The organism is Mesorhizobium sp. M0960 (assembly GCF_040319055.1).
In the GTDB taxonomy this organism is placed as follows: Bacteria; Pseudomonadota; Alphaproteobacteria; order Rhizobiales; family Rhizobiaceae; genus Mesorhizobium.
Window position 1 is genome coordinate 14,974 of sequence record NZ_JAMYNN010000022.1, and the last position, 13,577, is coordinate 28,550.

Here is a 13,577-nt window from a genome sequence, read left to right on the forward strand (position 1 = left end):
TCCTGCCGTCATCAAATTCCGCACCGCAGCAACGCTCTGACGAAGACAGGGGGCCTATTGAAAATTGCGTCCCTTGGGCATGACCTTCTCCGCCTTTCCCAATAATTCCGTTTGCGCGATGCTGCCCGGCCGAGCCTCGTCTGTACGGCTCGAAGGCTCAGGTCCTGCCTCTTCCAGCAGCACCGACAGCCACGGCGTCAGATCCTCGACCTTCTCGGCGACGATATGGATGACGTCCGATTCCGATTGCAGCTTGCCGGTGACGCGGATGAGACGTGCGCCCATGACGATGGGGCGGAAGCGGTCGAAAGTCCTTTCCCAGAAAATGATGTTGGCGACCGCATTCTCGTCTTCCAGCGTCAGGAAAATCGCCTTGCCATTGCCCGGCCGCTGCCGCACCAGCACGAGGCCGGCGACCGAAACGCGCCGGCCGTCCCGCACCTGGCCGAGCCGCGCATTGGGCGTGACGCCGGACCGATCCAGCCTTTGACGCAGGAAGGCGACCGGGTGCGCCTTCAGCGACAGGCCGAGCGAGCGGTAGTCGTGGACGACGTGCTCGCCGAGCGGCATTGTCGGGAGCCGGGTTTCAGGCTCGAGATCGCGCAAGCGGATCGCCGGCTGATCGAACAGCGGCAGCTTTTCGGCGGCACTCTTGCCGTCGAGCGCGCGGACCGCCCATAGAGCGTTGCGGCGGTTCAATCCAAGCGAGCGGAAGGCGTCGGCCTGCGCCAGCTTTTCGATCTCGTCGACGTTGAGGCCCGAGCGCAGCCAGACATCGCGCACGGATGTGTAGCCGTCGCCGCGCCTCACCACAAATGCTTCCATGCGCTCCTTCGACAGGCCTTTGACCTGGCGAAAGCCAAGCCGGACGGCATGGCTGGTCCGGATGACACCGCGCATTTGAACATGGCGGTCGAGAATGCGGGCCGGATCGAAAGGCGATTGCTCCAAGGCGCAATCCCAGCCGGAAAAGTTGACGTCGACCTCTCGGATCTCGACGCCATGATCATGCGCGTCGCGGACAAGCTGAGCCGGCTGGTAAAAACCCATCGGCTGGGAATTCAGAATCGCGGCGCAGAACACGTCGGGATAGAAGGTCTTGAACCAGCAGGAGGCATAGACCAGCAGGGCGAAGGAGGCGGCATGGCTTTCGGGAAAGCCGTATTCGCCAAAGCCCTCGATCTGCTTGAAGCAACGCTCGGCGAAGTCTTTTTCGTAGCCCTTGGCAACCATGCCGTCGACCATCCTCTTGCGGTAATTGCCGATCGTGCCGGTGCGCTTGAAGGTGGCCATGGCGCGGCGCAATTCATCGGCCTCGCCCGGCCTGAAGCCGCCGGCAACGATGGCAATCTTCATTGCCTGTTCCTGGAACAGCGGCACGCCCAGCGTCCTGCCGAGTATTTTTTCCAGTTCCGGCTTCGGGTATTCGGGCTTTTCCTTGCCTTGCCGGCGGCGCAGATAAGGGTGGACCATGTCACCCTGGATCGGGCCGGGCCGCACGATTGCCACCTCGATGACGAGATCGTAGAAGTTTTTCGGCCGCAGCCGCGGCAGCATCGACATCTGCGCGCGCGATTCGATCTGGAAGACGCCGATCGTGTCGGCGCGGCAGATCATGTCGTAGACATGTTTGTCCTCGGCCGGGAGAGTGGCCAACACATAGGGTTGGCCATATGCGTCCCGCGCCTCGGGATAATGATCCTGGAGCAGGGTGAAGGCGCGCTGCAGGCAGGTCAGCATGCCGAGCGCCAGCACGTCCACTTTAAGGATTTTCACCGCGTCGAGGTCGTCCTTGTCCCACTCGACCATCTTGCGCTCGTCCATCGCCGTCTTGACGATGGGTACGATCTCGTCGAGCCGGTCCCTTGTGATGACGAAACCGCCGACATGCTGCGACAAATGGCGGGGAAAGCCCATGATCTCGTTGGCGCATTCGATCACATGCCTTGTCGAGGGATCGGTCTGATCGAGGCCGCCGGCTTTTGTCTCCTTTTCGCCGAGCTCCGAGGTCGACCAGCCCCAGATCGAACTGGACAGCGCGCTCCGGACGTCGTCCGACAGGCCCATCGCCTTGGCCACTTCGCGCACCGCAGAGCGGCCGCGGTAGCTGACGACAGCGGCGGCCAGCGCGGTGCGCTTGGTGCTGTATTTGGAATAGATGTACTGGATGACCTCCTCGCGCTTTTCATGCTCGAAATCGACATCGATGTCGGGCGGCTCGTTTCTTTCTTCGGAAATGAAGCGCTCGAAAAGCGTGTCGATCTTGTCCGGGCCAACTTCGGTGATGCCGATGCAGAAGCAGACGATCGAGTTGGCGGCGGAGCCGCGCCCCTGGCAGAGAATGTTCTGGCTGCGGGCGAATTTGACGATGTCGTAGACAGTCAGGAAATAGCGCGCGTAGTTCAGGCGCTCGATCAGAGCGAGCTCCTCCTCGATGCGCTGCGTCACAAAAGCGGGCACGCCCGAGGGGTAGCGGATGGCGGCCCCCTCCTTGGCCAGCCTTTCCAGCTCGGCCTGTGGCCCGAGGCCCGATTCCGTCGGCTCGTCGGGGTAGTTGTATTGCAGGTCACTGAGCGAGAAGCTCAGCTCGCCGGCAAAACGCAGCGTTTCCGCCAGCGCTTGCGGATGCCTGCGGAAAAGCCGTGCCATCTCCAGCGGTAGCTTTAAATGACGCTCGGCATTGGCCGCCAGTTCCAGCCCCACCTCGGCGACGGGCACATTGAGGCGGATCGCCGTCAGCACGTCCTGCAGCGGGCGCCGTTCCGACGTATGGTAGAGCACATCGTTGGTCGCCATCAGCGGGATGCCGGCCAGTTCGGCCATCGCCGCCGCCTGCTCGATACGGAAGCGGTCGCTGCCGCGGTAATCCGGCGAAACCGCAAACCGCAGGCTTTCGCCGAAGCGATCCGTGAGCCGGCTAAGCACAGCAAGGCTATCGGCCGCGCCCGTCGACACATCCGGCAGGATGGCCAGCGACAAGAGATCGCCCCATTCGAGAAGATCGCTTTGTTTGAGAAGCGTTGCTCCCTTTTCGTTTTCGTCGCGCAAATTGGCCTGCGTCAGCATGCGGCAGAGATGGCCCCAGCCCTTGCGGTTCTGCGGGTAAGCGAGAATGTCCGGCGTGCCGTCGCAAAATACCAGGCGGCAGCCGGGATGATAGGAAACACCCTCCACCTTGGCCTGCTGCCAGGCGCGCACGACGCCCGCCACCGTATTGCGGTCGGCGAGCCCGATCGCTGAAAACCCCATGAATTTCGCCGCGACCACCAGCTCCTCCGGTTTCGAGGCGCCGCGCAGGAACGAGAAGTTCGACTGGATGCCGAATTCGGCATAGGGAACGGCTGTCAGCGCATTCATGCGAAGACTCCATGCATGAACCAGCGCGGAGCGGGCTGCGAGGCGCCGTAGAGGCCTTGGCGGTAAAGCCAGTAACGGCGGCCGTCGGCATCCTCGATGCGGAAATAGTCCCGGGTCGGCGCATCTTCCCGTCCCGCCGCCTCTCGCCACCATTCAGGCGCAATGCGCTCCGGCCCTTCGGCGCGCGCGACCCGGTAGAGCGCGCGCCGCCAGCGGAAGTTCAAAGGTGGGCCTTCCGGCATTTCGGTGGCCGGCACCTCGATCGGCTCGGGCGAACGGAAAAGCCGGATCGGCCGTTCCGGCTGGAAGACGGTCGTGGGAGCATCCTTCACCTTGTCCGGCTGCTTCGGCGGCGAGCTTCTCTGCGGCGCTTCGGCGAAGGGAATGGCGGCGACGGCGCGCTCCGGCAGATGGCTCTCGACGGCGACCGGCTTCAAGACCGCGCCTTCGCCGAGCCGGGCGCGGATGCGGTCGGCAAAAAGCGCGATGTCGGCGCCCCCGTCGTTCGTCTCGCCGGCAAGGTCTGCCTGCTGCATGTCGAAGGCGGCGGCGGTCAGCACCGAGAGGCGCACGAGATCGAAACCATAGCCGGCGTCGATATCCTGTTCGAGCGCGGCAAACCTTTCGTGAAACAATTTCTGGATCAGCAGCGGCTCGCGCAAAGGTCGCGAGGTGCCGACGGCGATGCGGCTGACGCCGCCATCGACGCGAAAGAGCAGCAGCGCCAGCCGCCTTGCGCCCTCGCCGCGACGCTCGAGGTCCTTCTTCAATGTGGCCGCCAGCATGCCTGTCAGCCGCTCGATGTCCTCGGTCAGCATGATCGGCTCGGCGAGGTGGCGTTCGACCGAAAGCGGCGCGACCGGCAGGCGCGGCGACACGGCTTCGTCGAGGCGGCCGAGCGCCTGGTCGAGGCGCAATAGCAGCGATGCGCCGAAGCGGCGGGCCAGCGGCGCGCGCGGTGCCGCCATGACGGCGCCCGCCGTGCGCAGGCCGACGCTTTCGAGGCTGGCGCGGACCTCTGGATCGATGCGCAGTGCCGCCAACGGCAAGGGCGCGAGAAGCGCTTCCTCCTCACCATCGGGAACGATGCGGTCGCCGGCAAACCGCGCCGCCGCCCAGGCCGAGCCCGGCGTGGCGGCAAGCCCGGCGCGGACATCGAAGCCCTGATGGAAAAAACGCGACAGGATGTCGTCCAGCATCGAGCGTTCGCCGCCGAAAAGATGGGTGCAGCCGGTGACGTCGAGATAGAGGCCATCGGCCCCGTCGAGCGCCACCAGCGGGGTATAGCGGTCGCACCAGTCGGCGAGGCCTTCGAGCAGGCGCCGGTCGGCTTCCGGATCGGCCTCCACGATGTCGATCGAGGGATGCATGGCGCGTGCATCGGCTATGCCCATGCCGCGTTTCAGGTTAAGCGCCTCGGCCCGCTCGTCGAGGGCGGCGATGCGCTGGGCGTTCCGGTCGCGGTGACTGATCACCAGCGGCAGGTGATCCGACGGCCGGGAACGCCAGGACCGCCCCAGGCGCTGCCGCAGGATCCTCTCGGCGGCGAGATGTGGAAACCACAGGGACAGGATTCTTTGCCCATTCCTCGCCCCGTCTTTCTTCGAATATGCGTTCATCGGGGTTCCACTCCAGTGTGAATTTTCCGGGCAAGGCAGTGCGGCTCTTGCCGATGGTGATGGTGAAGGCGGGCCGGCCGATCGAGCCGGCGAGCGGCCCGGCGATCGTCTCGCGCGCTGCCGCCGGTGCCGCCGACAGGATGAGGCGGACGGGCGCTGCCGTCGGCTCGGGCTCGCCGGCCTGGCGCAGCAGGAACAGCGGCCGGCCGGCACTCTGCGCCCGGGCGTGCAGCCGCCGCGTCGCGGTGAGATCCAGCCGCTGCGGGTTGCCACGGATTTCGAGGATGACTGCGGCCAGCGCCGTCATCCTGGCGGCCTCCTCGGCGACCCACAGCGCATCGAGCAGCCTTGGCGCCTCGGAAAACAGCAATTGCTCCGGCTCGATGCCGAAGAAGGCGTGAAGCCCCCCGGCATAGGGAAAGCCGGCCTCGCGGAAAACCTCGGATGTGCCGATCCACAGCACCGGCAGTCGCGGCCCCTGGCTGAGGATCAGGCTGATGAGCGACAGGACAAAACCGGCGACTGCTCCGGCATCGCGGGTCGCGGCGCCATGAAACTCGCTCAGCGCCGCCTTCGGCAGGCCGCCGCTCAGCGCAGCATCGAGGCGCTCGGCACCGGTGCGCAAAAACGCATCGGGCGGCGCCACGGCGAGGCCGCGACGGACAATCGTCAGATTCCGAGCGGGTGTCGGATTCCGAGAGGATGCCAGACTCTGGCGAGGCACATCCGCGTCAAACGACGAACCGGCCGGCGCTTCCAGGCGCTCGGACAAGGTCCCTTCGATCTTCGCGATCTGGCGGCGCAGGGCAAAAACAGTCTCCCGCGCCACGGCGCTTGTCGCCATGACGGTCAGCTTCCACTCACAATTGTTCCTGTTACGTTCCTATAGATTCCAGAGGGCGGCCAAAGAGTCAAGCGGAGTCATGGGGAATTTATTCCTGCCTTGATGGCATGGTCCGGGCGCTCCAGCCCGACCATTTGCCGAGTCCGGCCCGAAAGCCTATATGCCGGGATCAAAGGACAAAGCATGGCTCGCATCTACCAAACCCGCATCTGGCACGACCAGCTTTCGCCAACGATGGAGGAAATCGAGCTCCTGGCGCTGGAGGCCTATGCCCATCTGCCGGAGGAGTTTCGCAAGCTGACCGGCGAGATCGTCATTCAGATCGCCGAATTCCCGACCGACGAGATCATGGACGACCTTTCGCTGGAAACGCCCTTCGACCTGCTCGGCCTGTTCGAGGGGCGCGGCATCGCCGAGCGCTGGAATCCGCAGACCGGCGAAGGCCCGAACCGGATCACGCTCTACCGCCGCGCCATCCTCGACTACTGGGCCGAGAACGAGGAGACGCTGGGCGACATCGTCACCCATGTGCTGATCCATGAGATCGGTCACCATTTCGGCCTGTCGGACGATGATATGGAGAAGATCGAAGAGGCAGCGGAGTGACGTCGTTTTGGGACTGGAGAGCGCAGCGTTCCTTCGCGCCAGCGTCCAGAAGTGTCCCGCATTCGCGGGCACCCGAAGCGATGTCAGCGCTACCAGTCGCTGAGCTTGGTGTCGGGGCCGTATTCCTGGCCTTCGATGTCCTTCACCACCGCCTGGCCGCAGCGCATGGTCTTGGCATTCTTGTCATAGGCATAGGTCGGCGAGCCGAACAGGTGCCAGCCCTTGTTGAGCGCCGCCGTCACCTTGTGGCAGAAGCTGGCGTCGTCCGGGCCGGACAAAAAGCGGTAGAGTTTCATTTTCAATCCCGTCGTGAGTTACAATCATGCGCGAACAGCGGCGGCCTTCGCCAGCAGTTTTTCGGCCTGCGCCAAATGCAGCTGCTCGACCATCTTTCCGTTCAGCGCAATCACCGCCTTGCCGGTATTTTCGGCAAGCGCGAAGGCATCCTTGATCGCGCCCGCCTCGGCTATCGCTTCAGGCGACGGCGCAAAGGCCCGGTTTGCGGCCTCAATCTGGGCCGGATGGATCAGCGATTTGCCGTCGAAGCCCATGGCGGCCGCTTCCGTGCACTCGCGCGCAAACCCGTCCATATCGCTAAAATCATTGAAGACGCCGTCGAGCAGGTCGAGGCCGCCGGCGCGCGCGGCGACCACCATCTGCATCAGCCACGGCACGAGATAGCGCCGGTCGGGCGTGGTGAGAATTCCGGTGTCCTTGACCAGATCATTCGTTCCGGCAACGAAACAAACCAGTCGAGAGGCTGGGTCGCGGCCAAGCTCGGCGATCGGGCCGATGTTGAGCAGCGCCTCGGGTGTCTCCATCATCGCCCATAGCTTGACCTCGTCCGGCGCAAAATTGTCGTCGAGAACGTCACCGGCCTCGAGAATGTCGCGCGGCGTGTCGACCTTGGGCAGCAGGATGGCGTCGGGAGCGCATTTTGCCGCAGCCAGCAGATCGTCGGCGCCCCATTCGCTCGACAGCGCATTGATGCGCACAACCATCTCGCAGCGCCGGTTGGAACGGCCGGCGAAAATCCCCGCCAGTTTTTCGCGCGCGGAAAGCTTGTCGGCCGGGGCGACGGCGTCCTCGAGATCGATGACGACGGCATCGCAGGCCAGCGACCGGATCTTGGCCAATGCCTTGTCGTTCGAAGCCGGGACGTAAAGCACCGAGCGGCGCGGGCGGGAGGGTTCGGCAGTCATGTCCGATCTATGCCGCCTGCAGACGGCCGAGGCAAGCCGTGCATAAAAACTGCACGCAATTTCGGAAAATCTCCTCGTCTCCGCCCCGCTTGCCACCCGACAGAATGCGACAAGGGCGGCATGCAAGAGCAAACAAATTGCCGTTGGTCCCTGCCGTACCGGCTTCGCCGCGACAGCTGGTGGCTTGTCGATCCGCCGCCGGCAAACCTCCTCCCTTTCGTCCGCAAATCCCCGCCCAGATATTCCGGCCGCATCAAAGCGGCCGAGAAAGCCCGATCATGACAGCGTTCCTCACGCCGGCGCCGAGCTATTGCAGCCGCTTCGGCGTTGCCGTCCTGCTCGTCGCGCTGGCCGATTTTTTCTTCTATAGCCAACCGGCCGGCATCACGCTTTTCCTGTTCGGCGTTGCGATTGCCACCACGAGCATGGCTGTCCATCCTCTCGGCTCCTTCAACGATGGCAGGCCCTGGTTCAAGCCAGTTGCGCTGCTTGTGGCGCTGCTGCCGCTCGCGGAAAATGTCAGTGCGCTGTCCGTCTCGATCGGGCTGGCGGCGCTGGCCGTCTTCGCGCTTTCGCTGGCCGGGCGGTTGAAGCACGGGGTTGCCCGCATTGCCGGCCAACTCTCGCTATTCCTGCTTGCAACGCCCTTTCGGTTCGTCCTGGATTTCTTTCGCTGGCGCAAGGCGGCCCGGCAGCTTGGCCGACGGCGCGTGCGCCTTGCGACGATTGCCGTCTGGGTCATGCCGCTAAGCCTCGGCGCGGTGTTTCTCGCGCTGTTCGGCGCCGCCAATCCGGTCGTCGAATACTGGCTGTCGCTGATCGACCTAATGGCACTGCTCGAGCTCATCCAGCTGCCGCGTCTCGCCTTCTGGCTGTTCGTGCTGGTCGGCGTCTGGGCCTTTCTGCGCCCGCGCCTACCGCGCTTTCTCCGCTCCATTCCGCGTGTGCTGTCGCCTGTGCCTGTCGGCCGGGCGACGACAAAACCCGCCAAGGCGATCGAGGACATCATCTTCGGCAAGGCCGCGATTCTTCGTGCGCTGGTCGTCTTCAACATCCTTTTCGCGATGCAGACCGCGCTCGACGCCACCTATCTGTGGGGCGGCATCGCGCTTCCCGACGGGCTGACCTACGCCGCCTATGCGCATCGCGGCGCCTATCCCTTGATCATCACAGCGCTGCTCGCAGCCGGCTTCGTCCTGGCGGCGCTGCGGCCGGGCAGCACGACCTCCAGCGATCCGCTCATCCGCCGGCTGGTCTACGTCTGGGTGGCGCAGAACATCGTGCTGGTCATCTCGTCGATCCTGCGGCTCGACCTCTATATCGGCATCTACGCGCTGACCTACTGGCGCATCGCCGCCTTCGTCTGGATGGGACTGGTGGCGGCGGGCCTTGCCCTGATCATCGCCCGCATCGCGTTCGAAAAATCCAATGAATGGCTGCTTTCCGCCAATCTTCTGACGCTTTCAATGACGCTCTATGCCTGCTGCTTCGTCAACTTCGCGGCGCTGATCGCCAACTACAATGTCGAGCACTCATTCGAAATGACCGGCCAAGGCACCGAACTCGATTTCTGGTATCTGCGTACGCTCGGTCCCAGCGCCTGGCCGGCGCTCGACCGTTTCCTCGAGCATCAGGGCAGGACGAATGCGGCCAGCGTTTCCTCGTACCGCGAACTCGCCCGTTTGCTTGGGCAGGACGAGGCCCGCTACCGCGCCGGCCTAGAAAACTGGCGCGCCTGGAGCTTTCGCGACTGGCGGCGCCTTCGTGCTCTCGACACACGTATCCCGTTCGTGGTTCCTCCGATGTCCGAACCCTTCATGCCGGGCCGCTGATTTGATGCCGCACCACATACTGGTCGCCGACGACGATCCGCACATTCGCGAAATCATCTGCTTCGCGCTCGAAAAGGCCGGCATGAAGACGCTGGCGGTGCCGGACGGCGCGGCTGCCTTGCAGGCGATCGAACGCCGCGCGCCCGATCTCGTCGTGCTCGACATCGGCATGCCGGAAATGGACGGGCTGGAAGTGTGCCGGCGGCTGCGCCACACATCCGACGTGCCGGTGCTGTTCCTGTCCGCGCGGGATGAAGAGATCGACCGCATCCTCGGGCTGGAAATGGGCGGCGACGACTATGTCACCAAGCCGTTCAGCCCGCGCGAGCTGGTCGCCCGCGTCAACGTCATCCTGCGCCGCGCCCGGCCTGCGCCCGAACATGCCGACGATCGGCAATTCTCGCATGGCAGACTGGCCTTAGTGCCGGCAAGCCATACAGCCAGCTTCGACGGCAAGCCGCTGGTGCTGACGGGCATCGAATTCGCGATCCTGAAAGGGTTTTTGGCGCGTCCCGCGCATGTGCTCGGCCGCGACATGGTGATGGCTAATGCCTATGCTGCCAATATCCACGTCGCCGACCGCACCGTCGACAGCCATGTCCGCAACATCCGCGCCAAGCTGGCGGCGGTCGGCTGCGTCGATGCAATCGAGACCGTGCATGGCGTCGGCTTCCGGCTCGGCAAATGCGGCGCGTGAGCGCCCAAGAACGGATTGGCAGCAAATGGCGGCCACGGCTTGCCACGGTCGTCATTGCCATCCTGATCATGGTGATGGCACTGCCGCTGGCCGGCCTGTTCTTCTTCCGGCTGTACGAGAACCAGCTGATCCGCCAGACCGAGGCCGAGCTGATCGCGCAAGGTGCCGCCCTTGCCGCGATCTATGCGCTAGAGGTCCGTGAGGCCGGCCTTGCCCCGGAAAAGCTCGGCACACCCATGCCTCCACCCAGTACAAGGGATCGGGCTTCTGCCTACCAGCCGATCGAACCGCGCCTCGATCTTGCGTCCGACAGGATACTGCCGACCCGGCCCGCGGCCACGGCGGCCAGCGTCGATCCTGCCTTCGCGGCAATCGGCGCGCGGCTGTCGGGCATTCTTGCCGAGACGCAGAAAACCACGCTGGCCGGCTTTCGGCTGCTCGATCCCAGCGGCGTGGTCATTGCCGGCCGCGAGGAGGCCGGCCTGTCGCTCGCCGCCGTCGAAGAGGTTCGCGCAGCGCTTGCCGGCCGCTACGCCAGCGCGCTCAGGCTGCGGGTTCCCGACCAGCCATCGCCGCCGCTCTATTCGGTCAGCCGCGGCACCAAAGTCCGCGTCTTCGTCGCCATACCAGTTGCGGTCTCCGGCAAGGTCGCCGGCGTGGTCTATCTGTCGCGGACGCCGAACAACATCGTCAAGCATCTCTTTGGCGAGCGCGGCAAGGTGGCGCTGGCGGCAATCGCCATCCTCGGCGGCACGCTGCTGATCGGGCTGGTCTTCCTGCGCACCGTCAGCCGGCCGATCTATGCACTGATCGAGCGCACCGAGCGCATCGCCGCCGGCGACCGTGAGGCGATCAGGTCGCTTGATCACCACGGCACGCGCGAAATGGCGGCGCTCTCCGCGGCCTTCCTCGACATGGCCGAAAAGCTGCATGCGCGCTCCGACAGCATCCAGACCTTCGCCACCCACGTCTCGCACGAACTCAAATCGCCGCTGACGGCGATCCAGGGGGCAGCCGAACTGCTGCGCGATTCGGGCGGCGCGATGGACGAGGCCGAGCGGCGGCGTTTTTCAGACAATATCGTCACCGATGCCGGCCGGCTCAATCTGCTGGTGCGCCGCCTGCTTGACCTTGCGCGTGCCGAAAATCTCGAGCCCAGCGGCCAAGGCACATCACTCGCTCCGGCACTGGCGCTGCTGCCGGCCGACCACAGGCTGGCGGTGCGCCTCGAGGCGGGCGCCGATATCGGCCTGCGCATATCGGCCGAAAACGCCGCGATCGTGTTGGCCAATCTCATCGACAATTCGGCGCGACACGGCGCGACGCTGGTCTCGGTCACGGCAGCAAGCGCGGACGGCAAGGCCACCATTGTGGTGGACGATGACGGCGCCGGCATTTCGCCCAGCAACCGAGGCCGCATCTTCGAGCCGTTCTTCACCACGCGCCGCGATTCCGGCGGCACCGGCATGGGCCTCGGCATCGTGCTGGCCCTCCTGAAAGCGCATGATGGCACGATCCGGCTGGTTGACTCGGCGAGCGGCACGCGCTTCGAGATCATCCTGCCGGCGGCGTGACTCGGCGGTTCAGACCGGAAGGGCGAAAAAGGTGCATTACGACATCATCATCATCGGCGGAGCCATCGTCGGCTCCTCGGTCGCCTATTATCTGCGCGAGGAAGGGTTTTCGGGCCCGATCGCGGTTGTCGAGCGCGACCCGCAATTTTCCCATGCGGCGACAACGCTGTCCTGCGCCTCCATCCGCCAGCAGTTCTCGATCCCTGAAAACATCCGGCTGTCGCAGTTCACGCTGAAACTGTTCCGGCGGTTGAAGGAAGAATTCGGGGCGGACGCCGATATCGGCTTTCGCGAAGGCGGCTATCTGATCCTTGCCGGCGAAAACGGGCTGCCTATCCTGCAGGCCAACCACGAGGCGCAGATGGCCGAGGGCGCCGACATCGTGCTCGAGGATGCCGAGGCGCTTGTTCGTCGGTTTCCGTGGCTATCGGCCGAGGGTATCACTGCCGGGGCCTACGGCCGCAGCGGCGAGGGCTGGTTCGACGCGCATGCGATGCTGATGCTGTTCCGCAAGGCGCTGCGGACGAAGGATATCGACTTCATCACGGCGTCGGTGACCGGCATCGAGCGGCAAGGCGGCCGCGTCACCGGTGTGACCCTCGAAAATGGCGAGCGGCTTGAGGCCGGCATCGTCGTCAATGCTGCCGGGCCGAATGCCGGCAAGGTGGCAGCAATGGCCGGGCTGGCGCTGCCGGTGGAGCCGCGCAAGCGCAATGTCTTCGTCTTCGAGGCGCGCGAAAAATATGACGACATGCCGCTGCTGGTCGACCCGAGCGGCATCTATGTCCGGCCGGAAGGTTCGGTCTACATCACCGGCGGCGCCGAGCCGGAAGAGGGCGAAGGCCCCGCCGACCCCACAGATTTCGAACCCGACTGGCCGCTGTTCGAAGAGGTGATCTGGCCGGTGCTGGCGACCCGTATTCCGGCCTTCGAGGCGATCAAGCCGACGCGCGCCTGGGTCGGCCATTACGACTACAACACGCTCGACCAGAACGCGGTGATCGGTTCGCATCCCGAGGTCGGCAATTTCTTCTTCGCCAACGGTTTTTCCGGCCACGGCTTGCAGCAGGCGCCGGCGGTCGGCAAAGCGCTGGCCGAACTGATCGTCCATGGCGGCTATCGCACGGTGGATTGCTCGGCGTTTGGGTATAGCCGAGTCGCTGAGGGGCGGGCGTTTCGTGAATTGAACGTGATTTGAGGGAAGGCCGCCCAGAATAAGCCGCTCTGTCGAGTTCCCGCCCTCCCCTCTGTCCTGCCGGACAGAGGGGAGGCTGCCCCGCCGATATCAAAAGTCCGCACGCTAGTAGTCAAAACCTGACGCTTGGTACCCGAAACGGAATACCGCTGCCGACTCATTTCGGACATCTAGGGCAGATACTTAAAGAGCCATGGAAAGCAGGAATTTGGCTTGACCTCCACTAGTTGGAAGGCACTTTCAGTGTTGATGTTCGCAATTATCCCATTCCCTGGATGCAGCAACGACCCTGAGTCACCGGAGAACAAACGTATATACTCTGTTCTCCAGCATCAGGAGTTTGAATTACGTCAGCAGAATAATCGTGCCAATTATTTTTTTGGCAAGCGAGTAATGGATACTGAAATCAATACTATCGCCTTCCCTCTCGCCGGTGAGGCGAAAGGCTATGTAGTGTTTTATGCCACGCCCGAAGAGGGTGGGTTAATTCTGTCGGTTCCGCAGCAATATGACGATATCAGTCTGACGAAGCAGACGCTTGAAGCCATCGTTGATAAAGGCCTCATCTCAAAGCCGCTTGAAATTCACCTTGCGTCACGCGCGCACTGAGCGCTTTGCCAAAAAGTACATGGTAGCGTCCGCTTTCCACCC

At 64.1% G+C, this 13,577-nt stretch carries 11 protein-coding genes; 6 read left to right on the forward strand and 5 right to left on the reverse strand.

Annotated features, from left to right (window positions below):
* Window positions 1-54 precede the first annotated feature (54 nt).
* From NKH63_RS27215 to NKH63_RS27225, 3 genes are read right to left on the reverse strand one after another with little or no spacing between them, the layout of a single operon-like run.
* Entirely contained in the window at window positions 55-3,357 is a 3,303-nt protein-coding gene (locus NKH63_RS27215) for an error-prone DNA polymerase (RefSeq protein WP_352496001.1), read from the reverse strand.
* Entirely contained in the window at window positions 3,354-4,832 is a 1,479-nt protein-coding gene (locus NKH63_RS27220) for a DUF6504 family protein (RefSeq protein WP_352919594.1), read from the reverse strand. The genes NKH63_RS27215 and NKH63_RS27220 overlap by 4 nt, the downstream gene beginning before the upstream one ends.
* Window positions 4,765-5,820, reverse strand: coding sequence for an ImuA family protein (locus NKH63_RS27225; protein ID WP_352641078.1), 1,056 nt, complete (start codon window positions 5,818-5,820; stop codon window positions 4,765-4,767). Before NKH63_RS27225 ends, NKH63_RS27220 begins: the two co-directional genes overlap by 68 nt.
* Window positions 5,821-6,003: 183 nt before the next feature.
* On the opposite strand from NKH63_RS27225, the gene NKH63_RS27230 reads away from it, so the two are divergent.
* On the forward strand, window positions 6,004-6,426 hold the full coding sequence (locus tag NKH63_RS27230; RefSeq protein WP_023721935.1) for a metallopeptidase family protein: 423 nt from the start codon (window positions 6,004-6,006) through the stop codon (window positions 6,424-6,426).
* A gap of 89 nt (window positions 6,427-6,515) precedes the next feature.
* Here the strand turns inward: NKH63_RS27230 and NKH63_RS27235 are convergent, their stop codons facing one another.
* Both NKH63_RS27235 and NKH63_RS27240 read right to left on the reverse strand, forming a co-directional pair.
* Window positions 6,516-6,722 (reverse strand): DUF1737 domain-containing protein, encoded by a 207-nt coding sequence (locus tag NKH63_RS27235; protein WP_023721934.1) that lies wholly within the window; start codon window positions 6,720-6,722, stop codon window positions 6,516-6,518.
* 24 nt (window positions 6,723-6,746) lie between these two features.
* Window positions 6,747-7,628 (reverse strand): HpcH/HpaI aldolase/citrate lyase family protein, encoded by an 882-nt coding sequence (locus NKH63_RS27240; protein WP_352919597.1) that lies wholly within the window; start codon window positions 7,626-7,628, stop codon window positions 6,747-6,749.
* Between the two features lie 278 nt (window positions 7,629-7,906).
* Here NKH63_RS27240 and NKH63_RS27245 point away from each other — a divergent pair, with 278 nt between their 5' ends.
* The 5 genes from NKH63_RS27245 (at window position 7,907) to NKH63_RS27265 (ending at window position 13,535) form a co-directional block, all read left to right on the forward strand.
* Window positions 7,907-9,460 carry a DUF4153 domain-containing protein gene (locus NKH63_RS27245; protein ID WP_023721932.1) on the forward strand — a complete coding sequence of 518 codons (1,554 nt, stop codon included), beginning with the start codon at window positions 7,907-7,909 and terminating at the stop codon, window positions 9,458-9,460.
* A gap of 4 nt (window positions 9,461-9,464) precedes the next feature.
* Window positions 9,465-10,157, forward strand: a complete 693-nt coding sequence (locus NKH63_RS27250; protein WP_352481091.1) for a response regulator transcription factor — start codon at window positions 9,465-9,467, stop codon at window positions 10,155-10,157.
* Entirely contained in the window at window positions 10,145-11,731 is a 1,587-nt protein-coding gene (locus tag NKH63_RS27255; protein WP_023721930.1) for an ATP-binding protein, read from the forward strand. The genes NKH63_RS27250 and NKH63_RS27255 overlap by 13 nt, the downstream gene beginning before the upstream one ends.
* A gap of 31 nt (window positions 11,732-11,762) precedes the next feature.
* Window positions 11,763-12,929, forward strand: coding sequence for an NAD(P)/FAD-dependent oxidoreductase (locus NKH63_RS27260; protein ID WP_023721929.1), 1,167 nt, complete (start codon window positions 11,763-11,765; stop codon window positions 12,927-12,929).
* Window positions 12,930-13,139: 210 nt separating this feature from the next.
* A complete protein-coding gene (locus NKH63_RS27265) occupies window positions 13,140-13,535 on the forward strand; it encodes a hypothetical protein (RefSeq protein ID WP_352919600.1) in 396 nt (131 codons plus the stop codon).
* Window positions 13,536-13,577: the final 42 nt, after the last annotated feature.

Bases quoted from the DNA above. Each gene is read 5' to 3' on its own strand.
- NKH63_RS27240 (WP_352919597.1), bottom strand. From the start codon at position 7,628: ATGACTGCCGAACCCTCCCGCCCGCGCCGCTCGGTGCTTTACGTCCCG.
- NKH63_RS27255 (WP_023721930.1), top strand. From the start codon at position 10,145: ATGCGGCGCGTGAGCGCCCAAGAACGGATTGGCAGCAAATGGCGGCCA.
- NKH63_RS27225 (WP_352641078.1), bottom strand. From the start codon at position 5,820: ATGGCGACAAGCGCCGTGGCGCGGGAGACTGTTTTTGCCCTGCGCCGC.
- NKH63_RS27245 (WP_023721932.1), top strand. From the start codon at position 7,907: ATGACAGCGTTCCTCACGCCGGCGCCGAGCTATTGCAGCCGCTTCGGC.
- NKH63_RS27235 (WP_023721934.1), bottom strand. From the start codon at position 6,722: ATGAAACTCTACCGCTTTTTGTCCGGCCCGGACGACGCCAGCTTCTGC.
- NKH63_RS27215 (WP_352496001.1), bottom strand. From the start codon at position 3,357: ATGAATGCGCTGACAGCCGTTCCCTATGCCGAATTCGGCATCCAGTCG.
- NKH63_RS27230 (WP_023721935.1), top strand. From the start codon at position 6,004: ATGGCTCGCATCTACCAAACCCGCATCTGGCACGACCAGCTTTCGCCA.
- NKH63_RS27250 (WP_352481091.1), top strand. From the start codon at position 9,465: ATGCCGCACCACATACTGGTCGCCGACGACGATCCGCACATTCGCGAA.